This is a genomic window from Limnoglobus roseus (assembly GCF_008254045.1).
GTDB classification, from domain to species: Bacteria; Planctomycetota; Planctomycetia; order Gemmatales; family Gemmataceae; genus Limnoglobus; species Limnoglobus roseus.
In genome coordinates this window covers 1,291,440-1,315,224 of record NZ_CP042425.1, presented here as the reverse complement: position 1 = coordinate 1,315,224, position 23,785 = coordinate 1,291,440, and the positions used below count along the sequence as shown (strand labels likewise).

The 23,785-nt window shown below is 65.5% G+C and carries 22 protein-coding genes; 10 read left to right on the top strand and 12 right to left on the bottom strand.

Features of this window, described 5'->3' with window-relative positions:
* The first annotated feature begins 69 nt into the window (after positions 1-69).
* The 6 genes from PX52LOC_RS05285 (at position 70) to PX52LOC_RS05260 (ending at position 5,653) form a co-directional block, all read left to right on the top strand.
* A complete protein-coding gene (locus PX52LOC_RS05285; protein ID WP_149109108.1) occupies positions 70-696 on the top strand; it encodes an SGNH/GDSL hydrolase family protein in 627 nt (208 codons plus the stop codon).
* Positions 697-847: 151 nt separating this feature from the next.
* Positions 848-2,701: a redoxin domain-containing protein gene (locus PX52LOC_RS05280; protein WP_149109107.1), complete on the top strand. Its 1,854-nt coding sequence runs from the start codon at positions 848-850 to the stop codon at positions 2,699-2,701.
* 163 nt (positions 2,702-2,864) lie between these two features.
* Positions 2,865-3,908, top strand: coding sequence for a histidinol-phosphate transaminase (hisC, locus tag PX52LOC_RS05275; RefSeq protein ID WP_149109106.1), 1,044 nt, complete (start codon positions 2,865-2,867; stop codon positions 3,906-3,908).
* 241 nt (positions 3,909-4,149) lie between these two features.
* A complete protein-coding gene (locus PX52LOC_RS05270; RefSeq protein ID WP_149109105.1) occupies positions 4,150-4,422 on the top strand; it encodes a hypothetical protein in 273 nt (90 codons plus the stop codon).
* A 1-nt stretch (position 4,423) separates the two neighbouring features.
* Positions 4,424-5,011, top strand: coding sequence for an imidazoleglycerol-phosphate dehydratase HisB (gene hisB / locus PX52LOC_RS05265; protein WP_149109104.1), 588 nt, complete (start codon positions 4,424-4,426; stop codon positions 5,009-5,011).
* Positions 5,012-5,065: 54 nt separating this feature from the next.
* The gene (locus PX52LOC_RS05260; RefSeq protein WP_149109103.1) at positions 5,066-5,653 is read left to right on the top strand and encodes an acyl carrier protein phosphodiesterase; all 588 of its coding nucleotides are present in this window, start codon (positions 5,066-5,068) and stop codon (positions 5,651-5,653) included.
* 55 nt (positions 5,654-5,708) lie between these two features.
* On the opposite strand, the gene PX52LOC_RS05255 is transcribed toward PX52LOC_RS05260, so the two are convergent.
* The 3 genes from PX52LOC_RS05255 to PX52LOC_RS05245 form a co-directional block, all read right to left on the bottom strand.
* A complete protein-coding gene (locus tag PX52LOC_RS05255) occupies positions 5,709-6,242 on the bottom strand; it encodes a hypothetical protein (protein WP_149109102.1) in 534 nt (177 codons plus the stop codon).
* 96 nt (positions 6,243-6,338) lie between these two features.
* Positions 6,339-6,716, bottom strand: a complete 378-nt coding sequence (locus PX52LOC_RS05250; RefSeq protein ID WP_149109101.1) for a rhodanese-like domain-containing protein — start codon at positions 6,714-6,716, stop codon at positions 6,339-6,341.
* A 93-nt stretch (positions 6,717-6,809) separates the two neighbouring features.
* Positions 6,810-8,348 (bottom strand): hypothetical protein, encoded by a 1,539-nt coding sequence (locus PX52LOC_RS05245; RefSeq protein WP_149109100.1) that lies wholly within the window; start codon positions 8,346-8,348, stop codon positions 6,810-6,812.
* 122 nt (positions 8,349-8,470) lie between these two features.
* Between PX52LOC_RS05245 and ndk the strand changes: the two genes are divergently transcribed.
* The 3 genes from ndk to PX52LOC_RS05230 all read left to right on the top strand — a co-directional run bounded on the left by ndk (position 8,471) and on the right by PX52LOC_RS05230 (position 12,497).
* Positions 8,471-8,920 carry a nucleoside-diphosphate kinase gene (ndk, locus tag PX52LOC_RS05240; protein ID WP_149109099.1) on the top strand — a complete coding sequence of 150 codons (450 nt, stop codon included), beginning with the start codon at positions 8,471-8,473 and terminating at the stop codon, positions 8,918-8,920.
* Between the two features lie 77 nt (positions 8,921-8,997).
* Positions 8,998-11,304 carry a replication restart helicase PriA gene (priA, locus tag PX52LOC_RS05235; RefSeq protein WP_246173656.1) on the top strand — a complete coding sequence of 769 codons (2,307 nt, stop codon included), beginning with the start codon at positions 8,998-9,000 and terminating at the stop codon, positions 11,302-11,304.
* Between the two features lie 140 nt (positions 11,305-11,444).
* On the top strand, positions 11,445-12,497 hold the full coding sequence (locus PX52LOC_RS05230) for a sialate O-acetylesterase (protein ID WP_149109097.1): 1,053 nt from the start codon (positions 11,445-11,447) through the stop codon (positions 12,495-12,497).
* 9 nt (positions 12,498-12,506) lie between these two features.
* Here PX52LOC_RS05230 and PX52LOC_RS05225 read toward each other — a convergent pair whose 3' ends face one another.
* The 9 genes from PX52LOC_RS05225 to PX52LOC_RS05185 form a co-directional block, all read right to left on the bottom strand.
* Positions 12,507-13,880, bottom strand: coding sequence for an alpha/beta hydrolase family protein (locus PX52LOC_RS05225; RefSeq protein WP_218575282.1), 1,374 nt, complete (start codon positions 13,878-13,880; stop codon positions 12,507-12,509).
* Between the two features lie 29 nt (positions 13,881-13,909).
* Positions 13,910-15,307, bottom strand: a complete 1,398-nt coding sequence (locus tag PX52LOC_RS05220; protein ID WP_149109096.1) for a sulfatase — start codon at positions 15,305-15,307, stop codon at positions 13,910-13,912.
* Positions 15,308-15,315: 8 nt separating this feature from the next.
* Entirely contained in the window at positions 15,316-16,716 is a 1,401-nt protein-coding gene (locus PX52LOC_RS05215) for a sulfatase-like hydrolase/transferase (RefSeq protein ID WP_149109095.1), read from the bottom strand.
* On the bottom strand, positions 16,713-18,107 hold the full coding sequence (locus PX52LOC_RS05210) for an arylsulfatase (protein WP_149109094.1): 1,395 nt from the start codon (positions 18,105-18,107) through the stop codon (positions 16,713-16,715). The genes PX52LOC_RS05215 and PX52LOC_RS05210 overlap by 4 nt, the downstream gene beginning before the upstream one ends.
* Positions 18,108-18,170: 63 nt before the next feature.
* Positions 18,171-20,051, bottom strand: coding sequence for a sulfatase family protein (locus PX52LOC_RS05205; protein ID WP_149109093.1), 1,881 nt, complete (start codon positions 20,049-20,051; stop codon positions 18,171-18,173).
* A 394-nt stretch (positions 20,052-20,445) separates the two neighbouring features.
* On the bottom strand, positions 20,446-20,709 hold the full coding sequence (locus PX52LOC_RS05200; RefSeq protein WP_149109092.1) for a hypothetical protein: 264 nt from the start codon (positions 20,707-20,709) through the stop codon (positions 20,446-20,448).
* Positions 20,710-20,833: 124 nt separating this feature from the next.
* Positions 20,834-21,091, bottom strand: coding sequence for a hypothetical protein (locus PX52LOC_RS05195; RefSeq protein WP_149109091.1), 258 nt, complete (start codon positions 21,089-21,091; stop codon positions 20,834-20,836).
* Between the two features lie 159 nt (positions 21,092-21,250).
* Positions 21,251-21,529 (bottom strand): hypothetical protein, encoded by a 279-nt coding sequence (locus tag PX52LOC_RS05190; RefSeq protein WP_149109090.1) that lies wholly within the window; start codon positions 21,527-21,529, stop codon positions 21,251-21,253.
* A gap of 58 nt (positions 21,530-21,587) precedes the next feature.
* Positions 21,588-22,085, bottom strand: coding sequence for a DUF6559 family protein (locus PX52LOC_RS05185; RefSeq protein WP_149109089.1), 498 nt, complete (start codon positions 22,083-22,085; stop codon positions 21,588-21,590).
* A 485-nt stretch (positions 22,086-22,570) separates the two neighbouring features.
* Between PX52LOC_RS05185 and PX52LOC_RS05180 the strand changes: the two genes are divergently transcribed.
* Positions 22,571-23,767, top strand: a complete 1,197-nt coding sequence (locus PX52LOC_RS05180) for a hypothetical protein (protein WP_149109088.1) — start codon at positions 22,571-22,573, stop codon at positions 23,765-23,767.
* Positions 23,768-23,785: the final 18 nt, after the last annotated feature.

The following is a 23,785-nucleotide window of genomic DNA, read 5'->3' as shown; positions in this document are numbered from 1 at the left end:
CCTCGGGGAGCGAGATCGGTTACACTCCGCATCCAATCGGTTCGATCACATCCTTCAGCGGGGTCTCCCATGTCACACGTTGTCCTCCTCGGTGATTCCATCTTCGATAACGCGAGGTACGTCCCGGACAAGCCGTGCGTGATCGAGCAGGTTCGGATGAGTCTGCCGAAAGACTGGCGGGCGACGCTGTGCGCCGTCGATGGCGCGATCACCGATGACGTTCCCGCCCAACTTCCGAACCTGCCGGCGGGTGCCACGCACCTGGTCTTGAGTGTCGGCGGCAACGACGCCCTCTCGGCCGTCCACATTCTGCGAGAGCCGGCCGTGACCGTCGGCGAAGCCATGCTCGTGATCGGCGAAGCCCTCGACGAGTTCGAGAAAAGCTACCGGGCGATGCTGCGCCAGGTGGTGGCCATCGGCAAACCCACCGCCGTCTGCACGGTCTACGATTCGATCCCGCACCTCGAACTCGCCGACCGAACCGCCCTCCGCGGCTTCAACGAAATCATCACGCGAACGGCCTTCGCTGCCAAACTGCCCGTCATCGACTTGCGGCTCGTTTGCACCAGCGTCAACGACTACTCCAGTCTGTCGCCCATCGAACCCTCGGCCACCGGCGGGGCCAAGATCGCCGAGCAGATCGCGGCCGCCGTCCGTCGGCACGACTTCTCCGGCCCCGTGTGCGTCTACTTCTGAAGCCCTTCCCGATCTTCGCCAATCCCGCACGGGCCGTGAGAGTTCCCCTTCCGGCTCTTTTCCCTCAACCTGTGCCGGTTATCCGGTCGATGACGATTCCCGAGGCTGTGTCGGGCGGACACGGTCCGCAGTTCGTGCAGGAGAACCTCGGATGACGACCAAACGAATCACCACCCGCGTCCTCGCTACCCTGACCCTCCTCGGCGGCCTCGGCGTGGGAAGCGCGTTCGCGGTGCCGCCGATGCCGAAGGCCGAAGAGATGGCCGCCATCGCGCCGAAGCAAGCCGGTGCGGCCGCGGCGCTCACGCCGGCTGATGTCGCCCGCTGTCGCGTCACGCCGTACCCGAACGAGAAGCAACCCGTCGGCTACGTCCTCACCGACGCCAACAACCGCACCGTCCGCCGGTTCCTCGCCGTCGGCGCACAAAATTACAACATCCTCTCCTTCTACCAGAACGGCCAGGAAGTCTACCGCGAGACCGAAGTCCCCGGTGGCAAGCAGTTCCGCTGGCTTGGCACGAACGGCAGCCGCGTCGGTGTCGACACGGACGGCAACGGCACCGTGGACGTGTGGGAGGCGATCTCGCCGGAGGAAGTCAGCCGCGAAATCTTCGAGGCGGTTCTGAAGAAGGACGCTGCGAAGTTGCAAGCGCTCCTCGTCACGCCGAAGGACCTGCAAGCCATCGGCCTGCCGGCCCCGCAGATTCAGGCGATCACCGCACGCACGGCGAAGGCCGTCGAGCGGTTGCAGGCGACGGCCGACGCCCTGAAGTTGACCGACAAGGCGAAGTGGATTCACGTCGAACTGTGGGCCCCGGAGACGATCCCGGCCGACGAGTTCCAGGGCCGCACTGACTTGGTCCGGCACCGCAACGCCGGCGTGCTCGTCGACAAGGGCGTGGACACGCAGGCCGTTACGTTCAGCCTCGGCGAACTGATCCAGGTCGGCCGCGCGTGGAAACTCGTTGACGGCCCCTCCCCCATTTCGCCCGCGTCCGACCCGGGGACACCCGGTACCGGCGGCGTGGACATTCCGCCGGCCGCGCAGGAACTCATCAAGAAGATCGATGGCATTCCTACCGTCGCCTACGGCACGCCTGGCTACGGCAAGTTCCAGATGGAGCGGGCGGCCGTCCTGAACGAAGTCGCCACGAAACTCCAGGGCAACCCGTCGCAGGAAATCTTCCTGAAACAACTGCTCGACGCCTACGTCGCGGCGTCCGAAGCCGGTGAGGCCGAGGGCGGCAAGCAACTCGTCGCGTGGCGGGACCAGATCGAGAAGGTCGCCAAGGGGTCGCCCATCGCCGGCTTCGCCGCGTTCCGCGTGCTGGGGCTGGAGTACTCCGCGAAGCTGACCGCCACCAACGGCAGGCCAAAGGAAATCGAGGACGTTCAGACGTGGTGGCGGGACTCGCTCGCCAGCTTCATCAAGACCTACCCGACGAACGAGGAGACGCCGGAAGCTCATTACCGGTTGGCCCTGGCGGAAGAGTCCCGCGGCAAGAAGGGCGAGGAGGAGGCGAAGGCCCAGTACGCGGCCATTGCCAAGAACTTCCCGACGCACCAACTCGCCGCACAAGCGGCCGGCTCGATCCGTCGCCTGGAGTGCGAGGGCAAGCCGATCGCACTCGCCGGCACGACGCTCGGCGGCCAACCCGTGAACGTGGCGAATCTCGGCGGCAAGGTTTCGATCGTCTACTTCTGGGGTAGCTTCCAGCAGGACTTGAAAAAGGACGCGGCGGAACTGGCCGAGTTGGCGAAGAAGCTCGGCGGCAACGTGAACATTGTGACCGTCTGCCTGGACACGAGCGCCCAAGTCGCGACGAAGGCCGCGACGGACGCCGGCCTGCCGGGGGCGCACCTGTTCGCCGCCGATGGCAGCCTCGCCGCCCAGTACGGCATCATCGGCACGCACCTGATGCTCGTCGGCAAGGATGGCAAGGTCGCGAACAAGAACGCCCAGATGGCGTTCCTCGGCGAAGAAGCCGAGAAGCTGTCGAAGTAACGTCACCGCGAGCGGGCCGTGTCTGATGTGCCGAGACACGGCCCGCTTACGCCGGGCCGCTCGCCAATTCCGCCCTCCCCCTTTCTCCGCGAACAGGTAATGTTGAATGAAGACCTCCGGCCTGTCCGGAGGCGTTTTCGTTCCCCCGGTATCCTTCTCTCTCATGAACGCCATCCGTCCCAACATCCGCGGCATGGCGGGCTACGTGCCCGGCGAGCAACTCAACAGCCCGGACATCGTCAAGCTCAACACCAACGAGAACCCGTACCCGCCGTCGCCGAGGGTCTTCGAGGCCATCCGCGCTGCCCTCACCGGCGACAAGCTCCGCAAGTACCCGCAGCCGTTCGGCGACACCTTCCGCAAGGCCGCCGGCAAAGTCCTCGGCGTCGATCCCGATTCCATCCTCATCGGCAACGGCTCCGACGACATCCTCACGATCCTCACGCGCGCGTTCGTGCCGGAAGGCGGCCTGATCGCGTCGCCGACGCCGAGTTACATCCTGTACAAGTCACTAGCCGAGATTCAGGGGGCGAAGTTCCAGACGGTGCCGTTCGCCGACGACTGGAGCCTGCCGAACCCGTGGCCGGTCGCCGCTGCGAACCTGACTTTCCTGCCGAACCCCAACTCGCCCTCGGGCAGTTGCCTGCGGTTGCCCGTGCTGGAACGCCTCGCGGAACAGGTCGGCGGGCCGCTGGTGCTGGACGAGGCGTATGCCGACTTCGCCGAGTGGAACGGCCTGCCGCTGGTGAAGGAACTGCCGAACGTGATCGTCACGCGGACCTTCAGCAAGTCCTACGCGCTGGCCGGCATCCGCTTCGGCTTCGCCGTCGCCGACCCGGACACGGTGCGGGAACTGTTGAAGGTGAAGGACTCCTACAACTGCGACGTGCTGAGCCTCGCCGCCGCGACGGCCGCGATCGAGGACCAGGGTTATTTCGCCGACGTGCGGGACCGCATCCTCGCCACCCGCGGCCGGATGCAGGCGGAACTGTCGAAGCTCGGCTTCCGCGTCACCGGCAGTCAGGCGAACTTCCTGTGGTGCCGCCGCAACGACAAGCCGGTGAAGCCGATGTACGAGGCGCTGAAGGCGAAGAACATCCTGGTCCGGTACATGAACTACGCCGGTTACGGGGACGGCCTCCGAATCTCCGTCGGCACCGACGCCGAGATCGACAAGCTGCTCGCGGAACTGCGGAAGGTCGTGTAGCCCCGGTCTTCCGGCCTGAAAGGCCGGTTCTGTCAGCCCAGGCCGAAGGCCTGGGTACGGGGACACAGGATTTCGGCCCTGAAGGGGCCGTTCATTCCCGCGAGCCTGCGAATGAACGGCCCCTTCAGGGCCGGATTCGTTATGATGGCCGTGACCCAGGCCTGACGGCCTGGGCTGATAGAACGTCCCCTTCAGGGCCGAAGAACTCAAGACCGGCTCGCGGATTAGTCGGGAAATTCCCATGGCGATTCGACAAGGGTGGTCGTCCGATCAAGGCTTTGTCGCCTTAACCGAGATACTGCTATTCGCGCTCGTGATCGTCTGCTTCTGGGACTCTGGCAGTTCCGGCAGCATGAGGTTCGTTCTGTTCTACATGCTCTGCATCTGCCCGTATCAACAGATCGTGAACTGGCGTTTCTTCAAGCTCCAGACGCGCGTTCGCGAACTCGAACAACAAGTGCAAGACCTTGTTGGGGCGAAGGCCCCGTCCGCACCTTCCACTGAGACACCGTGACATGCCCCGCACCGCCACCATCCGCCGCGAGACGGCGGAGACGACCATCGACCTCACGCTCACCCTCGACGGCACGGGGAAATCGACCGTCGCCACCGGCGTCGGGTTCTTCGACCACATGCTCACGCACATCGCGAAGCACGGCCTCTTCGACCTCACCGTGACCTGCAAGGGCGACCTGCACATCGACGCCCACCACACGGTCGAGGACGTCGGCATCTGCTTCGGCAAGGCCCTCGTGCAAGCCCTCGGTGACAAGGCCGGCATCCGCCGCTACGGCGACGCGACGGTGCCGATGGACGAAACGCTTGTGACGGCCGCCGTGGACCTGAGCGGCCGGCCGTTCCTGGTCTGGAAAGCCGACGTGCCGACGGAACTTCTCGGCACCTTCTCGTCGCAGTTGGCCGAGGAGTTCTGGCGGGCGGTGTCGTCGGCCGGGCTGCTCACCTTGCACGTCGTGATGCACCACGGTCGCAACACGCACCACGTCGTTGAGACGATCTTTAAGGCAACGGCCCGCGCCCTGCGGCAAGCGGTCGAACCCGACCCGCGTGGGAGTGGCATCCCGTCCACGAAGGGCGTGCTGTAATCCACCGCCGAAAGCCCACCCGTCGCGACGGGTGGGCTTTGATAGATTCCCTTCATGAACTTCCTCGCGCACCTGCACCTCTCGCACGACACGCCGGACCACCGTGTCGGCAACGTCCTCGCCGACTTCGTTCGCAACCCCGTCGTCAAGTTGCTGCCCGAAACGATCCAGGCCGGCGTGCGCCAGCACCGGGCCGTCGATGCGTTCACCGACCGGCACGGACTCGTGCAACGCAGCATCGTGCGCATCAGCAAGAATTGGGGCTGGTTCTCGGGCATCATCATCGACGTGTACTACGACCACATCCTGGCCCGCGAATGGGACCGCTACTCGGACGAGCCGTTGAGAGACTTCGCGGACCGCATGTACGGCGTGATGCACGACTGCGTGCCGCACGTGGAAGTCGCCGCCCGGCCGTTCTTCGAACGGTTCGTCGCGGACGACCGACTGTTCCGCTACCGCACCGCGGAAGGAATCGCCGACACGCTCGCCCGCCTCTCGCGGCGGATCGCGGAGCGGATGCCGACGCGAGCCGTCTCACTTCAAGATGCGATGCCGGACTTACTCGCCAACCACGCCGGCCTGTGCGAAGACTTCCACGCCTTCTACCCGGAGTTGATCGCGTTCGCGAAAACCGCGTGAGCCGGGGGTCCGGGCCGTGGTCAAATTGAAGTGGGGGTGGGACGAAGGGGCGGACTCAAATCTCGATCAGCACGCGGATGCCGGCTTCCTTCACCCGGTGGTAGGCGCGGCGGCTGTGCAGCACGCAGACGACCTGATCGCGGACCTCGGTCAGCCGGCGGGTGGCGTCGTCGCGGTCCTTGGCGGCCCCGGGCGGCAGGGCGGCGAGTTTCTGCTGCGCCTTCCCGTACTCGCGGGTCAGGATCGCGAGCATGTCGTTGGTCCGCAGCCAGTTCTCGGTCCGCTCGACCCGTTTGGTGGTCGGGTCGGTGACTTCGACAACGTCCAGCGTGACGGTCATGGTCGGGATGGCGAACGCCCCCACGAAGACGCCGCAGGCGTAGTCGTGGTCGAAGGGCACCTTCACCGACGTCGGGTCGAGGGGGGCCGGCGTGCTCAGCGAGAGGCCGGGCATGCGGGCCGACGACGCGGCCTTCGGCGGCGGGGTCGTCGTGCCGGGCGGGGTCGCGGCCGGCGAAATACTCGACTTCTTGTTGAAGAGCGAGCCGGATGTCGGGTTGCTGTTGCCGTTAGCCCAAAAGTTTTTCACACGCCACCGCCGACCGAGTTCTACTGTCGAGGAATTCCTTGGTCGAACTGTAGAGCGCGAATCGCCGACTGCCAAATCGGTACAGGCGATAAATTTTCACTCGCGGCTGACCGGCAGCCCCCTCCCGGTCCAATCCCGCCAGCCGCCGTCCATGCTGATGACATGGGTGTAGCCCATCTTTTGCAGGTTGTCGGCCGCCAGGGCAGAGCGGAAGCCGCCGCCGCAGTAGAGGATCACTTCGGCCGCGGGGTCGGGGATTTTCGTCTCGACGTCGCGTTCCATGACGCCCTTACTGATGTGCAGCGCGCCGGGCACGTGGCCGGCGGCGTACTCGCTCTCCTCGCGGACGTCCACGATCAGGAGTTTCTCGCCGGCGTCGAGCCGCCGCTTGACGTCGTCCACGGTGCATTCTGTGACGCGGGACTTCGCGTCGGTGACGATCTTCAAGAAGCCCGGACTGTGTTGCTTGCCCATGTGCGGCGAATCCTCCCTCGCACCCGCGGCGTCTCGGCGTTGTGATTGGCAACGCCGCTGGGGTGCGCCCCGGAGATTATATTACGGTCCGGGTTACTTCCGTCCCACGCTGCACTCGTAGACCTTCCGCCCGAGTTGGTACGGCTCGCGGAACGTCTGGCCCTCGCCTGGGCCGCCGGCGATGCGGAAGGTCGGTTCGCCGGCCAGGGGCGGCAGTTCCACGCGGTCCAGCGGCTTCCCGTCGCGGTCGAACAGGCCGATCGAAATGTCCGGCCGACCGCGGTTGAGCAAGTGCCAGCGGACGTGAATGCCCTCCTCGACGTTGAGTTCGCCGGCCGTGCTGTCGCCGGACACCCACGCCACTTGCGCGTTCGGCCCCGCGTTCTGTTCGAGATAGTGCACCACGTCCCAGAGCAACCGCGAGCGGGCGGCAATTTTTTCCTGGCGGATCAGATTCGCCGCGAGAACGAGCAGCACGCCGATGCCGATGCCGACCCAGGCGAGCTTCTGCCAAAGGCTGGGTGGAAGCTGAATGAGCCGGGTGAGCAGGAGCGCGATGAGGACGTCGAGTCCCCAAACGCCGGGCATGGCGTAGCGGCCGGACATCATGTCCATCGGCAGGTAGACTACAACGCCCGCCGCGATCAAGAGGGGGGCCGCCAAAAGCCCTCCCGCTGCGACGGATGGGTGTTCCGCTCTTTGAATCACCACGCACGTCAACGCCAGCGCCAGCCCCGCGCCGAGGAAGTCCAGGCCGATCGCCCCCTTCAAGCTGCTGAGAACGCGGACGAACTGCTCGACCGAAGGCTTTTGCGGTACGTACTGCCCCGGGTGCCAGTTCAGTTTGAAGTAGACGAAGTGGACCGCGGGCAGGACCACCGTCAACGCCAGGGCGAGCGCCCGCCAGCCGTTCCGCCGCCAGCCGTCGCGGAGGGTCAAGCCGTCGGGGAACATCCGCAGCGCCACCTGCGCCGGAATCAGCGCGACGAACGTGTTCTTGCACCCGAGCGCCGTCACCACGCCGAGGATCGACACGACGTCCCACGCCAGCGGGCGTTCCGCGTGCGCACCCTTGCGGGCCGCGACCAGGGCGAGCAGGGCGTAGGGCATCGCCACCCCTTCGCCGAGCGTCAGGCTCGTCCAGATTTCGTTGCGGTACGGATTCCACATCGCCACCGCCCCGGCCACGAGGGCCGCGACGGGGTGAACCTTCAGTTCGCGGAACAGCCAGAGCAGCATCCCGGCCGCGAGGCCGCACCACACGAAGCGGACGGCCCGCCAGAGTTTTGCTTCGCCGCCGCAGACGTTCGCGAAGACTTCCCAGTGCGCCCACAGCGTCGGCCGGAACGGGCCGAGGTGCTCGTAGTTGGCGTGCACCTTCTGCCACCAGAGTTCGACGTGCCCGCCGAGCGTCGTGCCGGGCGGCGCGGGGTAGACGAGGTTGCCGTCGTCGATGAAGTCGAACGGCGCGCGGAGCGTCGGCGCGTACCCGGCCGCGAGGGCGACCGCGCCGAGAGCGATCCAGACCGGGAACCGCGACGGCAAGCGTTTCGCCACCGCGACCGCCGTGCGGACGCCGGTCACCAGCGAATCGACGGCCGCCCGCCCTGGGGTTCCAACCTTCTGACGCATCCGCTCGCCTCCGCCGTCTGTGAGTCTTGGCCGGAAAAATACCACTTCCGGCCTCGGCTTGGGTAGCCGAATTACCAGCGGGGTCGCACCATACAGGAAAGACTCTCCCCGAGGTTCACACCATGTCGCAGCAAACATTGATTTTGTTGAAACCGGACGCCGTGCAACGCCGGCTCGTCGGTGAATTGTTGACTCGCTTCGAGCGCAAGGGGCTTCGCCTCGCCGGGTTGAAGCTCGTGCAAGCCCCGCGCGAGTTGGCCGAGAAGCACTACGCCGTCCACAAGGGCAAGCCGTTTTACGAATCGCTGCTGTCGTTCCTGACGAGCGGCCCGACGGTGGCGATGGTGCTGGAAGGCCGCGAGGCGGTGGCCGTCTGCCGGAACCTGATGGGCCTGACCGACGGGGCGAAGTCGATCCCGGGCACGATCCGCGGCGACTACGCGATCAGCGTGCAGAACAATCTCGTCCACGGCAGCGACAGCCCCGAGAACGCGACGACGGAAATCGGCCTGTGGTTCACGCCGGCCGAGTTGGTGAAGTTCGACATCGTCGACGCGAAGTGGGTGGGCTAACCAACGACCGCCGGCCGCAACCGAGTTTGCACCGCGGTTGACCGCCGCGGTACCCTTCTGGTATGGCAACCCATACCATGCCCACGGCCACGAACCTCTTCCTCGACCACCCGGACAGCGTCGCCCCGGTGACGCTGTTCGTTGACGTCGTCTTCGACCGGCCGCTCGACCACGCCTACACTTACGGCGTGCCGGACGCCCTGCGGGAAACCGTCGGCGTCGGCAAGCGCGTCGAGTGCCCGTTCGGCCGCGGCGACAAGACCACGGAAGGCTACGTCATCCGCGTGGCCGACGTGCCGCCGGTGCGGGCGGTCAAGAACATCACCCGCGTCCTCGACGACACCGCGCTCCTCGACGAACACCTGCTGAAACTGACCCGCTGGATGGCCGACTACTACCTCTGCGGGTGGGGGCAGGTGCTGCACGCCGTCGTGCCGGCCGGCGTCCGCGAGAAGGCCGGGACGAAGAACGTCACGTTCGTCCACCCGACACCGCGCGAGGAACTGCCGAACCCGTTGCCGAGCGTCACGCCGAAGCAGAAGCAGGCGCTCGACCGGCTGAAGCGAGAAGGCAAGCCGATGGACCTGCACACGCTCGCCCGCATGCTCGGCGGCGGCACGGCGGCCATCAGCAGCCTCGTCTCGAAGGGGCTGGCGCGGAAGTTCGTCGAGCGGATGGAACGCTCGGCCGTGCCCTACGGCTTGAAGGAAGACGCTCCGCCGTTGACGGAAACGCCGTTGCCGCCGATCACGATGAACGCCGATCAGGTCGCCGTGTGGGAAATGCTCCGCCCGCTCCTCGACACCGGCGGCTATCACCCCTTCCTGCTGCACGGCGTCACTGGCAGCGGCAAGACCGAGATCTACCTGCGGGCCATCGAAGAGGTCGTGCGCCAGGGCAAGGAAGCCATCGTCCTCGTCCCGGAAATCAGCCTGACTCCGCAGACCATCGAGCGATTCTCCGGCCGCTGTGGGACGGTCGCGGTGCTGCACTCGCACCTCACCGACAGCGAGCGCGGCCAATACTGGCGTCGTGTCGCGACGGGGCAGGTTCAAGTCGTCGTCGGGGCACGTTCGGCCGTCTTCGCCCCGACGCGGAAGCTCGGCGTCATCATCATCGACGAGGAACACGAGACGAGTTTCAAGCAGGAATCGACGCCCCGCTACCACGCCCGCGACGTGGCCGTGATGCGGGCACGATTGGCCAACGTGCCGATCATCCTCGGCAGTGCGACGCCGAGTCTCGAAAGCTGGCACAACGCCCACCGGGCCGACGGGTACACGCTGCTCAGCCTGCCGAACCGCGTCGAGAACCGGCCGCTGCCGAAAGTGCAACTCGTGGACCTCCGGCACGAGCCGAAGACGCCGGGCAAGCACTTCGCCATCGGCCCGACGCTTGAACAGGCAATGAACAACGCCCTGAAGGCGAACGGCCAAGTCATGCTGTTCCTGAACCGCCGCGGGTTCAGCACGCACGTCCACTGCCCGAGTTGCGGCCACGTCGCCCAGTGCGCCCACTGCGACCTGTCGCTGACGTTCCACCGGCACAAGTCGTCGCTCGTCTGCCACTACTGCGGCTGGGAGACGGCCCCGTTCACGAAGTGCCCGGCCTGCTCGCAGGTGTCGATCCGCTATCAGGGATTGGGCACCGAGAAGTTGCAAGAAGAGATCGAGGCGAAGTTTCCGAACAAGGTCGTGCAGCGGATGGACTCCGACACGATGTCGAAGCCCGGCAGCCACCAGCGCGTTCTCGACGCCTTCCGCGAGGGCCTCATTCACATCCTGCTCGGCACGCAGATGATCGCGAAGGGCCTCGACTTCCCGAACGTCACGCTCGTCGGCGTCATCAACGCCGACGTCGGCCTGCACCTGCCGGACTTCCGCGCCGCGGAACGCACGTTCCAACTGCTCGCGCAAGTCTCCGGGCGGGCCGGCCGCGGCGAGAAGGGCGGGCAGGTGATGATCCAGACCTTCACGCCAGACCACCCGTGCATCAGCCTGGCCACGAAGCACGACTTCATCAGCTTCTCGCAGCAGGAACTCGGCCACCGCCGCGAGCACCAGTACCCGCCGTACCAGCGGCTCGCCCGGCTGATCGTCCGCAGCGAGAAGGAAACGGCCGCCGCCGAGTTCGCGGAAACACTGGCCGGCGCGTTCAAGGCCGCCGTGACCCGCGTGACGAAACCCGGCACACCCACACTGCGGCTCCTCGGCCCGGCCGAGTGCCCGGTGTTCAAGCTCAACGGCTACTACCGCTTCCACTTCCAAATTCAGAGCGAGAACGCGGGCGTGCTCCACGCGGTGATGCGCGAGGTGCTGTCAGTTGCGAAGTCGCCGCACGGCGTCGAGTTTCAGGTGGATGTGGACCCGTACAGCATGTTGTGACGCCGGCGCACGCCCACCGCGCCGGGATATTTCTCGTAACGGCCTGGCCTTCGAGTAGAACACTTCCAATTCCTCGCCCTCTTCCGAGCGGAACGGAAGCCCACCGGGCCGCGAGTTTGCCCAACAGAAAGACCTCTCCGATGACTCGTTTCATGGTCGGATTTGTGGCCGCGTGCCTCCTCGCGCCTGCGCCGGCAAGCGCCGCGGACAAGCCGGTGCGGGTGTTCATCCTCGCGGGTCAGTCGAACATGGAGGGCAAAGCGCCCAATACCCTGATGGACCACCAAGCCACGGACCCCAAGACCAAAGACCTGTTCGCGCACCTCCGCAAGGGCGACAAGTGGATCGTCCGCGATGACGTGTTCATCAAATTCCTGGACCGCAAGGGGCTGCTCACCGTCGGCTACGGCTCCCCCAACCGCACTGGCTGCGAGTTGGAATTCGGCACCGCGATGGGCGACCACTTCAAGGAGTCGGTGATTCTCGTCAAGGCCGCGTGGGGCGGGCACTCACTGTACAAGATGTTCCGCTCGCCGTCGGCCGGGTTCCCCGCCGCTGCGGTGTTGGAGAAGGAACTCAAACAGGCCCAGGACCGCGTCACGAAGGAGAACGAGAAGAACAAGAAGAACAACCCGCTGCCCACGATGGACGACGTGAAGAAGGACTACGGCTCGTCGTACCGGAAGATGATGGCGGAGGTGAAGGACGTGACGGACAACGCCGGGACGCTGTTCCCGGTCCTGAAGGGCAAGCCGGTGGAACTGACCGGGTTCGTGTGGTTCCAGGGGTGGAACGACCAGTACGGCGCGGAGAACGAGTACGAGTCGAACCTGACGCACTTCATTCAAGATGTGCGGAAAGACTTGAAGGCCCCGAAGTTGCCGTTCGTGATCGCGGCGATGGGGCAGAACGGCTCGAAGCCGGCGACCGGGGCGATGCTTACGATCCAGAAGGCACAACTCGCCATGAACGACGTGCCGCAGTTCAAGGGCAACGTGAAGACGATCCGCACGGACGCGCTGGTCGATACGGCGGCCGAGGAACTCTACCCCACCTGGCAGAAGAACCCCGACCAGTGGAAGCTGGTCGGTGGCGATCACCCGTATCACTACCTCGGCAGTGCGATCTGGTTCAACCGCATCGGCAAGGCGATGGGCGACGCGATGCTCGAACTGTTGAAGGACCAGAAGTAACCCGACTGGCTACGGCTTGGCCGGCGTTGATTCCGCACTCGGCTTCGACTTCAGCCCGGCCGTGTTCACGGCGATGACCCGGTACGAGTGCGACTTGCCGGCCTCCGCCTTCGCGTCGGTGTAGCGCATCGCGACGAGCGGCTGGGTGGGCGTGTCGCTGTACTGAAGGTTCTGAAAGATCGGGCGGCCGAACGGGTTCTTGCCCTGTTCCGGCACGTTGGCAAGCACCTGGCCGTCCCGCTCGATGACGAAGCCCGCCAACCCGCTCTCCACGTCGGCGTCGGCCTCCCAGGTGAGTTCGTTCCCTTTCAGCCGCACGTTCGCCGGGGCGGGCGGGGGAGTCAGGTCGGTGACGGCCGTGTCCTTGACGTACTGCGTCCAAGACTTCGCGATCGCCTCGTTCGGCAGCCATCCGGCCGTGAGCGGGGCGCCGGTGAACTTCGCGGCCGGGACGGCTTCGGTTCCCGTGACCGGGGCGAGCCACGTCGAGTCTGTTGGCATCGCGACGAGCGGTTCGCCACTCGCTTTCGGCAGCCGGGCGGTCAGGCAGGCGTCGAGCCACGGAATGGCCAGGTATCGCTGGTTGCCGCACTCATGACTTGTGAGCGGATCGACCGCCACGCCGACCAGCCCGCCCTTGCCGCGAACGGTGTTGAAGAACGCCTCGTTCGCGGGCCACACGCCCCCGAAGCGGTCGCCCTTGACGGTGACGCCCTCCTTCGTGCCGAGGTTGCACATCACCGGCACCTTCAACGCGGCTTCCGGCAGCGTGTGCGCCTTGATCGCGGCGCGGGCCGGGTCCGCCTTCAACATCGGCACGCCGGACCGCAGCCACGCGGCGGCGACGCGGTCCGGGTGCGACAGCACCATCCCGCCGGCCCAGTGGCCGCCGCCGCTGTGCCCCCACAAGGCCCACGGGACCGACGACAACTCCGGGTGACCGCACTTCGATCCGAGATCGGCGAGGCCCTTCTGGAACGCCGCGTCGGAGCCATTCCGCGGGTCGCACCACAGTTGGCAGTCGGCCTTCTCCGGTTGCTCGTAGGCGGGCGACAGGAGCGCACAGTCGTGCTTCTTCGCGAGGGCCTGCCAGTGCAGGTCGAACGCGCCTGTGAGGCCCGACTTGCACGACCCTTCGCCGCACCCGTGCTGGTGGACGACCACGCCGCGGAGCGTTTTCACGCCCGGCGGAACCCAGATCGTGTAGTTGACCGCGAACGGGAGTTCGCCCGCCTTGGTCGAAGCCTCGTACCGCACGCGGTAATACGGCGACTCGGCCAGCGGGAACACGTCGTAGGGCGGACTCTGTGCGGACACGTCGGACGCGAGTGCGACGAACAACAGCGGCAGTGCCCACGACAATCGTGAGGTCGGTCGGTTCACGGATCACGTCCTTCGGTTGGAGAGGGGAGTCACCGAGTTCCGGCTTCGGTGCGCTGGATCAGGGCGGACAGTTCGCCGCGGGTCGCTTCGAGTTCCTTCCGGTCGGCGAGGTTCACCCACTCGCCGGGGTCGGCGGCATGGTCGTACAACTCGGCCCCCTTCTTGCCGCCGTCCCACTCGGTGTAGCGGTATTGGTCCGTGCGGACGGATCGCCCCATCACGGCCGCCCGCTTTACGACCGTCAGCGCCGCGGCCTTGTGCTTCGCCGTCGGGTCGTCGAGCACCTTGCGGAAGCTCGTTCCTTCGAGTTGTTGGGGAACCCCGGCGAGGCCGCACACGTCGGCGAGCGTCGGGTAGAGGTCGATGAACTCCGCCATCGCCGCGGTCGGCTTGCCGTTGCCCTTGGCCCCGGGCACGCGGACGATCAACGGCGTGCGACAACTCCGCTCGAAGAGTGTGTTCTTGTTCCACCAGTTCCGCACGCCCAACTCGTAACCGTGATCCCCGATGAACACCACGATCGTGTTCTCGGCCAACTTGTTCTTGTCCAGGGCGTCGAGCAGTTGACCCACCTGCGCGTCCGCGAAACTCACGCCGGCGTAGTAGGCGTGCAAGAACTCGCGGCGTTCGGTGTCGGTGAATTTGTCGAAGGCGTTCTTGAACGCACCCCCGCCGAGCGAGAGGGCCGACGGCGGCTTGTACCCGGCCGGCGACTTCGGCAGTTCGAATGTGGCGTTGTCGTACAGGTCGAAATACTTCTTCGGCGACTGGAACGGGTCGTGCGGCCGGTAGAACCCGACCGTGAGGAACAGCGGCTTGTCTCGCTTCTCGCCCAGGATTCGGACGGCCTCGTCCGCGAGTTGCCCGTCGGCCTGTTCGTTGTCTGCCCCGTCGGCCGCCAGCCAACGACACCACTCCAACGCCCCGCCGGTCAGGTTGCGGCCCGTGCCCTTGTTCCCCGCCGCGGTGGTCATCCCGTAGAAGACGCGGTCGAATGACTTCGGGTCGTCCATCTCCTTCTTCGTGTCGTCCGGCGACAGGCCGCGGTGGAACACCTTGCCCAGCCCGACCGCCTCGTAGCCGTTCTTGCGGAACAGTTCGGGCAGCGTCACCACGTCTGGCAAAGTCTTGCGGACGTGCGTCGCATTGTCCAGAACGCGGGTGGTGGTGGGCCGCAGCCCCGTGAGGAAGGACGATCGGCTGGGATTGCAGACGGTGTACTGCACGTAGGCACGGTCGAACCGCACGCCGCCGGCCGCGAGCCGGTCGATGTTCGGCGACTTCACGACCTTGTGCCCGTAGCACCCGAGGTCGCAGTTCAAATCGTCGGCGATGACGAACAACACGTTCGGCCGCGGCGGGTCGGCGGCGCGGGCCGAAGTTCCAACCAGAATCGCCGACACGAGGGCGAAGAGGATTCGGGGCATGGCGGCGTTCACTCCTGCTGCTTCTTGGGCGGCGTCCACTCGGCGGGCAACGGCTTTTCCACTGTGAGCGGAGTCTTATCCCCGAATTGCTGGAGTTCGGTTGTCATCACCGCGAGCAAGTCCTTGAGCCGAGCCGCGTGGTCCGGCTTCTCGGCGAGGTTCGTGATCTCGGCCGGGTCGGCTTGGAGGTCGAAGAGTTGCGTCTTGTTGACCTGCGGATAACGGATCAGTTTCCAACGGTCGTCGCGCACGGCCCGCTGAACCGCCTTGTAGGCGAAGACCAGGTGCGGACGCGCCGCACGCTCGGGGTCGGTGATGGTGCCCGTGAATTCGATTCCCTCGCTCGTCTTGGGGCCGGCCACCCCGCACAACTTGCCGAGCGTCGGCAGCACGTCGAACAGATAACACATCGCCCGCGTGCGTTTCCCTTTGGGGATGCCGGGGCCGGCGAGGACGAGCGGGACGCGCATCGAGTGCTCGTAACAGTTCTGCTTGCCGATCAAGCCGTGTTGCCCGCGTGCCACGCCGGAGTCGGCGGCGAAGACGACGATCGTGTTCTTCGCGTGGGGTGAAGCGTCGAGGGTGTCGAGCACGCGGCCGATTTCCCAATCGAGGTACGAGATGTACCGGTAGTAATCGGCGATCATCTCGCAGACCTTCTTGGGGTCGCGCGGCCACGCCAGGAGGGCCTCGTCGCGGACCGACATCTCGCCGTTGTTGAACGGGTGTTGCGGCAGGAAATTCGACGGCAGCGGGATCGCGTCGGGGTCGTACTTCACCGGGAAGTCATCGGGCACGACGTGCGGGTCGTGCGGCCCGTCGAACGCCAGGTAGCAGAAGAACGGTCGGTCCTGCTTCCGCTTCAGAAAGGCGACCGCTTCGTCGGCGAAGACGGCGCAGGCGTGTTTTGGCGAGAGTTCGGGCACGGCGAGTTTGCCGTCGACGAGGTCGCTCAGTTTGGCCTTCAGCGGGTTCGTCATTCCCCCGGAGAAGATGCCGCGGGCCTCCTGAAAACACTTGGGGATGGACGGCGGGCCGTTATGCCACTTCCCGGACATGAACGTCGTGTACCCGGCCTCCCCGAACGCGGCCGGCCAGGTTTCGCCGCGGAGGAGCTTCTCGTCGGCCCGAAAGAGTGGCTGCCCCGTCAGCAGCATCGCCCGCGACGGCACGCACGTCGCCCCGTTCAGCCCGCCCTGCATGTAGGCCCGGTCGAACGATAGGCCGCGCTTCACCATCCGGTCCAGGTTCGGCGTGCGAATGTTCGTGTTGCCGAGGGCCGCGATGGTGTCGGCCTGCTGGTCGTCCATGAAAATGAACAGCACGTTCGGCCGGACCGCCTCCGCGGCACGGGCCGGGGCGAGCGCGAACAAGCCGAGGGCGGCGAGCGCGACGAGCAAACGGTTCATGACTCTCCGGGGTTCGATGCGTTCTTCTTCGGCACCACCTTGTCGCGGAGCGGCCAATCCGGGTGGTCCTGGTGGGCGTCGGCCATCAGCTTCGTCGCTTTCGCGACGAGGCCCGCGTGTTTCGCGGAGAGGTTCGTCTTCTCCCCCGGGTCGGCCTTCAAGTCGTACAGTTCGACCGGGGCCGACGGGCCGTTCTTGACCGCCTTCCAGTCGCCGAACCGGACCGCCTGAAGACTCGGCCCGGCCTCGTGCAGTTCCCAGTAGAAGGAATCACGCTTCGGGGCCGCCCCGCCCTTCAACAGCGGCACGACCGACAGCCCGTCGGTCTTCGCTTCTGCCGGCACCGGGACGCCGATCAGGTCCGCGCACGTCGGGAGGAAGTCCCAGAAGGCCCACGGCTCGTCGCACACCCGGCCGGCCGGCACGACGCCGGGCCACCGGGCGATGCACGCCTGCCGGAGTCCGCCCTCGTAGAGCGCCCGCTTGAACCCGCGGAGTTGCCCGCCCATCGTCTGGTCGAAGAGCTTGCCGATCTCCGAATTCGGGGCGAACGACGACCCGTTGTCGCCGGCCACGATCACCAGCGTCTTCTCGTCAAGTTTGAGTTCCTTGAGCTTCGCGAGCAGGCGGCCGACATCGGTGTCCAGCCGCGTCACCTGGGCCGCGTAGTTCTTCTGCTGTTCGGTCCACTTCTCGTTCTCGTAGGCACCCTGCGTGTCGATCTCGTGCCGGCCGTGCGGTAGGGTGATCGCGTAGAAGAGGAAGAACGGCCGGTCCTTGTTGGCCGTCACCCACGCGAGCGTCTCGTCGGCGATGAAGTTCTGGGCGTACGTCTGGCCGACGGCGAGGCCGTCGTTCCCCGGCAGGTCGAACCGCTTGTCGTCGCGGTACAGGTACGTGGGGAAGTAACTGTGGGCGTGCCGCTGGCAGTTGTACCCGAAGAAGTGGTCGAACCCGACCTTGAACGGGCTGCCGGTAGTGTCGAACAGGCCCATGCCCCACTTGCCCATGCACGCAGTCGCGTAGCCGTTGTCCTTGAGCAACTTCGCGACGGTGTAGGTGCCGGCCGGCAGCGGCTTCTGGCCTTCCGGTTGAATCTCGCGGTTCGCCCGGATCGGGCTGTGCCCCGTGTGCTGGCCGATCATCAACGACGTACGCGACGGTGCACACACACTGGTCCCGCAGTACGTCTGCGTGAACCGGGTTCCCTCCTTCGCCATCGCATCAAGGATCGGCGTCCGGATCAGCTTCTGGCCGTAGCACCCGACATCGCCTTGCGCCAGGTCGTCGGACAGCACGAAAATGACGTTCGGTTTCGCGGGCGGCTCGGCCGCGCGGAGTGATCCCGCCGCGAGAACGGCCGCCACCGTGAGCAGTCCCAACCGAAGCATGGTCGCCCCTCCCCTAACGTGATTTGGGACATCTTACCCGGTGCCCGCTCCCTTGCCGGCGGTTCAGGGGGTGGTCACCTTCAGGTCGGTGATCTTGCCCTCGAACGGCTTCTTCCCCTTGGCGTAATTCGCGACGGGTTGGCCGTTGTCGTGACCAAGGCAGAAATCTTCCTGCGGCTGCCGCGGAATCAACGCCGGAGCCTTGCCGGTGACGGCCGCCTGATCGCCGACGGAGAGCGTCATCGTCCCGTCTTTGCCGAACGTCGCCGTGACCTTGACCAGCCCCTTGATCGGCCCCGACTGAACGTCTGTGACCGCATCCTTCGCCCCCGTCCGCACCGCGAACGCCACCCGGCCGTCCTTCAGGTGCAAGGCGTACCCGGCGGCCGCCCCGCCGTGGGCCACGATCACCGTGTCGCGAAGTTCGGTTTCGAACTGGCACGCGAGGGTGAACGCCGTCCCGCCGACCTGCGGAGCCGCCGCGGACGGGATCGTGTCGCCCGGCTTCAGCTTGTCGAGGGCCGCGGGTTTGACGGCGACCTTCGGAGCGGGTGTCTCGTCAATCGGGTACAGCGGCGTGGGGTTCGTCACCACTCCCGCGGGGCGGCGGGCCTTCGGGGCGTTCCCGCCGATCTCGTCGTTCATCTTCATGGCCAGTGATTTGAGCTTCTCCACAATCTCCGGGTGCCTGTCGGCGACGTTGGTCGTTTCGCCGATGTCGGTGTCGAGGTTGTACAGCCGGGGGTTCGTCTTCGACGCTTCCACCGTGGTCTTGTCGGCGGCGTCCGTTTGCGGGGCGATCGCGAGCTTCCACGGTCCCTGCCGCACCGCCTGGAGGTTGTACCCGTTGAAGTAGTAGTGTGCCTCCCGCGGCGATTGCGTGCCCGTGCCGAACAGCACCGGCGACAGGTCGCGGCCGTCGATGATCGGGTCGGCCGGCACCATGCTCCCGGCGACCGTGACGCACGTGGGCAGCAGGTCAATCGTCCCGGCGACGACATCGCTCACGGTCTTCGGGGCGATCTTGCCCGGCCACCACGCGATGGTCGGCACGCGGACGCCGCCCTCCCAGGTGCTCCCCTTACCGCCGCGGAGCGGCTTCGCACTGCCGCCGTCCGCCCCCTTCACCAGCCACGGCCCGTTATCGCTGGTGAAGACCACCAGGGTCTTCTCCGCCAGCTTCAGTTCGCGGAGCGTGTCGAGAACCTGACCAACGCTCCAGTCCATTTCCTCGACCCAGTCGCCGAACCGCCCGTTCGCAGACTTGCCCCGGAACTTCTCGCCGGGGTGGATGGGCGTGTGCACGGCACTGTGCGGCAGGTACAGGAAGAACGGCCGATCCCGGTTGGCGCGGATGAACCCGACGGCCTCCGCGGTGTACCGCTCGACGATCCCGCTTTGTTTCTCGTCCGTCAGCAGTTCGGCCACCGCGTCGTCGCGGACCAGTGGCACTACCCGCTCGCCGACCACCTTCGACTTGCGCTGCATGTCGTTGGAGTACGGGATGCCGAGGTAGTGGTCGAAGCCCTGCTTCGTGGGGAGGAACGCGGGTTGGTCGCCGAGGTGCCATTTGCCGACGCACTGCGTCGCGTAGCCGAGTTCCTTGAGGCGTTCGGCGATCGTGATTTCCTTCGGGTTCAACCCCTGGGGGCCGCCGGGGGAGTAAACGCCGGGGACGGACACTCGCACGCCGTAGCACCCGGTCATGAGTTGTGCCCGCGACACCGAGCAGACCGGCGCGGCATAGAAGCTGGTGAGCTTCATGCCCTCGGCGGCCATCCGGTCGAGGTTCGGCGTCTTCTGCTTCGTCGCCCCGAACGGCCCGATGTCCGCGTACCCCAGGTCGTCGATGAAGATGACAACGACGTTCGGCTTCGCCTCCGCGGCACCCGCCGGAGTCAGCCCGAACGCGATGGCAACGGCCAGGGCAACGAGCGATCGCATGACGTGTTCTCCGGTCCGGGGCACTTACCCAGAGACCAGAGTATCCCGCGCAGGGCCAACGGCACCGCCGCGGACGGATGGGAGAAAGCAAAAACGCAGGAAGTCTTCACGAGCGTGAGGGGAAGGCCGATGACACCGCTGGGTGAATCAGACTGGCAACCGCCCTCGTTCAAGTGAGAGCACCCGGGAGCAATAACGTCGGGCGAGTAGCCACGAACCCACGGCGAGGAGAGCCAGCCCCATCGCGCATGAGTTTCGAAGGGCGGGTATTCGATGCCCCTTCACGCTCGTTCCTGGCTGGCCGGGCAACAACTGTGGCGGCCCAATATCCGGTGGTCGGCCATTAACTTGCCGTGGGTGACCAGCCCAAACGATTCACACCGTCTACTCTGCGTTACCTCGTCGCCTGTGCCGCTTCGAGTTCGCTCAGCCGATTCTCAAGAGCTTGGATCCGTTCGTGCGCACGCTTGACCGGGTAAGCCGCGAACATGAATGCCAGCGGCAAGTTGCACAGGAACACCGGAAGCATGCCGGGGTGGGCACCTCCGGATGTCGCGTAGAGCACGATCATGCCGATCAGCGTGATCGCCGAAAGGGCAGCGCAGAACCACGTGGCTTGCCACAGGGCCGACTTGGGAAGCAGATGCTCGTTCGTCATCGGCGGACCTCTTGAGGGATGAATCGAACCCGCTATGGTGAAAGGCGCGGCCCTCAAGGTGGCGACCCTCGACCACCGCCGCAAGCACCAACCCGGCGGGCAGCGTTGCTGAATGGGCCGGTGGTCAGCGGCCGGTCAAGTTTAACTCGTGGTTCGGCTCTTGGAGCGGCACGGGGTGGCTAGCCGCCCTGGCTGCAACAACCGCCAGTAGCCCAACCGCTGTGCCCGTGACCGCCCCCCACCACGGCATCGACGCGAACCACCCGGGGCGCGGGTCGGGGTTCAGGGTCGGGGAGCAGTACGCGGCGGCCCCCCAAGCGGAGAGCAGTCCGATCACCCCGCCGAGGAACGCGCACGTGACGATCAACACAGCGTACTTCATCGCCTGACCCCTCCCGACTCCGAACGCGGTTCGAGCCACGACATCAACCCGAAACAGTTCTGGTGATCACCATTCCGATTCCGTCGCTCGCCGGCGCGGCCTCTGAGTGCGCATGGAATCAACGGATCGGCCGGCGCAAGGCCGAACGGTTCTCCCCGCTCAATTCGCCCGAAACTCCAGGTTCGTGTACCACCCGTGCGGAGACAACTCCGTCGGGCCGCCGGCCGGGGTTACAAGGATGAAGTGTTCGTACACCTCGACGCGGCTCCCCTTCGGTGCCTGGTGGCCGGAATTCGACCCCGTCTCCCCCGGCCGTTGAACGGGTTGGGCCCAGATCGTCACCCGCTCGATCGTTCCGGTCGCGATGGCCTTGCGCCGCGGGGACGTCCACCAGTTGAAGCCAAGGATGAACGCGGTGCCAATTGCCAAGGCCGCCATTCCGATCAATATCCGCCGGCGCATCGCATTCACCTCGAACGGTGTTTGAGCCGTGTTGTCACGTGCAGTCCAGAAGTTCTGACCACGCCACGCCGCCCAGCCACCCGATCGCCCCTCCGGTCCCGGTCGCGGCCGCCTGTGCTGCTCCGGATACGATCGCGTCCAATACCATCGGGGTCGCGAACCTGGCGTCCCCGCCGAAGAACGCCGCCCCGACCGCGGACCGCATGGCGAGGTAGTCGCACGCCTCGCCGGCGGCCGCGTGGAGGGACACGAACGCCGGGGCCGAGCAGTGCAGGACGTAGGCCCAGCAGAGGTAGTCGATGCTCAGGGCACGATCCAACGCCGTGTCCCGGACTTGGGACGGCGTGTAGTGCGGCTGGCGGCCGTAGCGGTCGCGCAACGCGGGGCCGAGGGTGGTCAAATAGGTCTGAACGGCCCGCCGCTTGTCGGCCGTGAGTGCGGAGTCGCAAGCCGCCGCGGTGGATACGGCCGGCGGCGGTTCGGGGGCGAGCCCGTAGACGCCACTGTCATCGTTTGGTTCGGCTGTCGCCATCGCGTCCACCTCTCTACGGCACCCGGGAATCGAAGTCGTTGGTTTCGGGAGAGGGCAACCCGGCCTCGATTGCCCGCCGATTGTGGTCGGCCGATCAGAGCGGGTCAAGGGAGAAGCCGCCGGCCGAGGAGGGATTCGCGATGACGCCGGCAGGATTTTGGTTCGTATGCTACAAATCTCCCGCTCACCGTTTCGCCCGCTTCCGCCCCTTCGCGCCGAGGATATTCCGCGCCGATCCAGGAACGAGCCGCTTCCCGAAGTTTATGCTTCGTTCTGGCTGGGCAGTAATAGTGACAGGATGTCCAGGCAACCGGAGGTCGGCCCGGTTGTGCGAAGGCATCGCATCGGCCGAGGCCGATCTCGCAGTGTTCGGTTTGATTGATCAGATTGGTGGTGCAGCGGACTGAACTCGAATCAAAGCAAACTGTCACTTAATATGCTTCAGACTTTGTGGAATTTCATGCTTTATCCTAGAGGCAGTGGTCATGGCCGATAGCGTTCCGAACGACCAGTCGCACAGCGCTGCTCACGAGCGAGGGCTGTATACTCAACGGAACTGGAAAGCGTGGGGGGACCGTCCTTGGCTTGAACTCGCTAAGTATCGCCTCTACTCCGATGCTCACCTCACTGGCGAAGCTACGGAGGGCTTTGGTCCCTACAAATTTCTCAACACTGTGCCATTGGATGTCAGGCCCGGATCGGTGAACACTGCTTTGATCCTACGGGCCGAGGGGCACGCCAAGCGGCTCGATCCCGATTTCTCTACACGAGATGAAGTCTACTATCACGGCGGCTATTTCCCCGATGAGATCGCGGCGTTGTGCTCACTGTGTCTGGGTTGCCGAATAGCCGCAGGAGGACAGGCCCGCCGCTTTAGTCCGGATCACGACCCTTTAGGTCAGCCTGTCTACTATGACGAGGTTCCCAAGCCCATCGTCCGTATCAGCCATGGGAAACTCATGCTGCCGTCCGTCGTTGGCACACGATCGTTGGATCTCCTGATTACGATGCGATCAGCCCCGCACATTACTTCGGAACAATTTGTCGGGTTAGTGCGGGCCTGTCGGCAGTACCAGAACGCGCTTTGGGTGGCAGAGTCGGAGCCGAACCTTGCATGGCTAATGCTTGTGTCAGCGGTGGAGATCGCCGCGAATGTCCACGATTCATCGAAAGGCGACGCCGTTACGCGGCTCCGTGCTACCAAGCCAATCTTGACTGCATTCCTGGACGCTTATGGCCCCGATGCTGTACCTTTCGTAGCCGAACAGATCAAAGGCACACTCGGAGCGACGAAGAAGTTCCTGGATTTTATACTGCACTTCCTTCCCGATCCCCCTTCAACCCGGCCTTCTCAGGAGTGGTACCGAATGAAGTGGTCCAGGACTGCGATGAAGGACGCATTGAATCAGGTCTACGAGTATCGGTCCCGGGCACTCCATGGCGGAATACCCTTTCCCGCTCCAATGCTTGGGTCACACGAACACCGCTGGACAAGTGACGGCGTTCCTGCGGAAACTCCGGCGGTTGGTCTGGGGATGAGTTCGCTTGGGGGAGTTTGGAAGGAAGGCGATGCTTTGATCAATCTACACGGTTTTCACCACATTGTGCGAGGGGCTCTTCTTAAGTGGTGGGTATCAATGGCAACCGGGAATATGACATCACTTGACCAATCCAGCGTGTGAAGTTCGGGCTTCAGACTC

What these genes read in the sequence shown, in the direction of transcription:
- priA (WP_246173656.1), top strand. Translation starts at nt 8,998, where the DNA reads ATGCCCACGGCCACGAACCTCTTCCTCGACCACCCGGACAGCGTCGCC.
- PX52LOC_RS05250 (WP_149109101.1), bottom strand. Translation starts at nt 6,716, where the DNA reads ATGGGCAAGCAACACAGTCCGGGCTTCTTGAAGATCGTCACCGACGCG.
- PX52LOC_RS05200 (WP_149109092.1), bottom strand. Translation starts at nt 20,709, where the DNA reads ATGACGAACGAGCATCTGCTTCCCAAGTCGGCCCTGTGGCAAGCCACG.
- PX52LOC_RS05180 (WP_149109088.1), top strand. Translation starts at nt 22,571, where the DNA reads ATGGCCGATAGCGTTCCGAACGACCAGTCGCACAGCGCTGCTCACGAG.
- PX52LOC_RS05195 (WP_149109091.1), bottom strand. Translation starts at nt 21,091, where the DNA reads ATGAAGTACGCTGTGTTGATCGTCACGTGCGCGTTCCTCGGCGGGGTG.
- PX52LOC_RS05205 (WP_149109093.1), bottom strand. Translation starts at nt 20,051, where the DNA reads ATGCGATCGCTCGTTGCCCTGGCCGTTGCCATCGCGTTCGGGCTGACT.
- PX52LOC_RS05190 (WP_149109090.1), bottom strand. Translation starts at nt 21,529, where the DNA reads ATGGCGGCCTTGGCAATTGGCACCGCGTTCATCCTTGGCTTCAACTGG.
- PX52LOC_RS05270 (WP_149109105.1), top strand. Translation starts at nt 4,150, where the DNA reads ATGGCGATTCGACAAGGGTGGTCGTCCGATCAAGGCTTTGTCGCCTTA.
- hisB (WP_149109104.1), top strand. Translation starts at nt 4,424, where the DNA reads ATGCCCCGCACCGCCACCATCCGCCGCGAGACGGCGGAGACGACCATC.
- PX52LOC_RS05245 (WP_149109100.1), bottom strand. Translation starts at nt 8,348, where the DNA reads ATGCGTCAGAAGGTTGGAACCCCAGGGCGGGCGGCCGTCGATTCGCTG.
- PX52LOC_RS05260 (WP_149109103.1), top strand. Translation starts at nt 5,066, where the DNA reads ATGAACTTCCTCGCGCACCTGCACCTCTCGCACGACACGCCGGACCAC.
- PX52LOC_RS05210 (WP_149109094.1), bottom strand. Translation starts at nt 18,107, where the DNA reads ATGCTTCGGTTGGGACTGCTCACGGTGGCGGCCGTTCTCGCGGCGGGA.
- PX52LOC_RS05280 (WP_149109107.1), top strand. Translation starts at nt 848, where the DNA reads ATGACGACCAAACGAATCACCACCCGCGTCCTCGCTACCCTGACCCTC.
- PX52LOC_RS05230 (WP_149109097.1), top strand. Translation starts at nt 11,445, where the DNA reads ATGACTCGTTTCATGGTCGGATTTGTGGCCGCGTGCCTCCTCGCGCCT.
- ndk (WP_149109099.1), top strand. Translation starts at nt 8,471, where the DNA reads ATGTCGCAGCAAACATTGATTTTGTTGAAACCGGACGCCGTGCAACGC.
- PX52LOC_RS05285 (WP_149109108.1), top strand. Translation starts at nt 70, where the DNA reads ATGTCACACGTTGTCCTCCTCGGTGATTCCATCTTCGATAACGCGAGG.
- hisC (WP_149109106.1), top strand. Translation starts at nt 2,865, where the DNA reads ATGAACGCCATCCGTCCCAACATCCGCGGCATGGCGGGCTACGTGCCC.
- PX52LOC_RS05215 (WP_149109095.1), bottom strand. Translation starts at nt 16,716, where the DNA reads ATGAACCGTTTGCTCGTCGCGCTCGCCGCCCTCGGCTTGTTCGCGCTC.
- PX52LOC_RS05185 (WP_149109089.1), bottom strand. Translation starts at nt 22,085, where the DNA reads ATGGCGACAGCCGAACCAAACGATGACAGTGGCGTCTACGGGCTCGCC.
- PX52LOC_RS05220 (WP_149109096.1), bottom strand. Translation starts at nt 15,307, where the DNA reads ATGCCCCGAATCCTCTTCGCCCTCGTGTCGGCGATTCTGGTTGGAACT.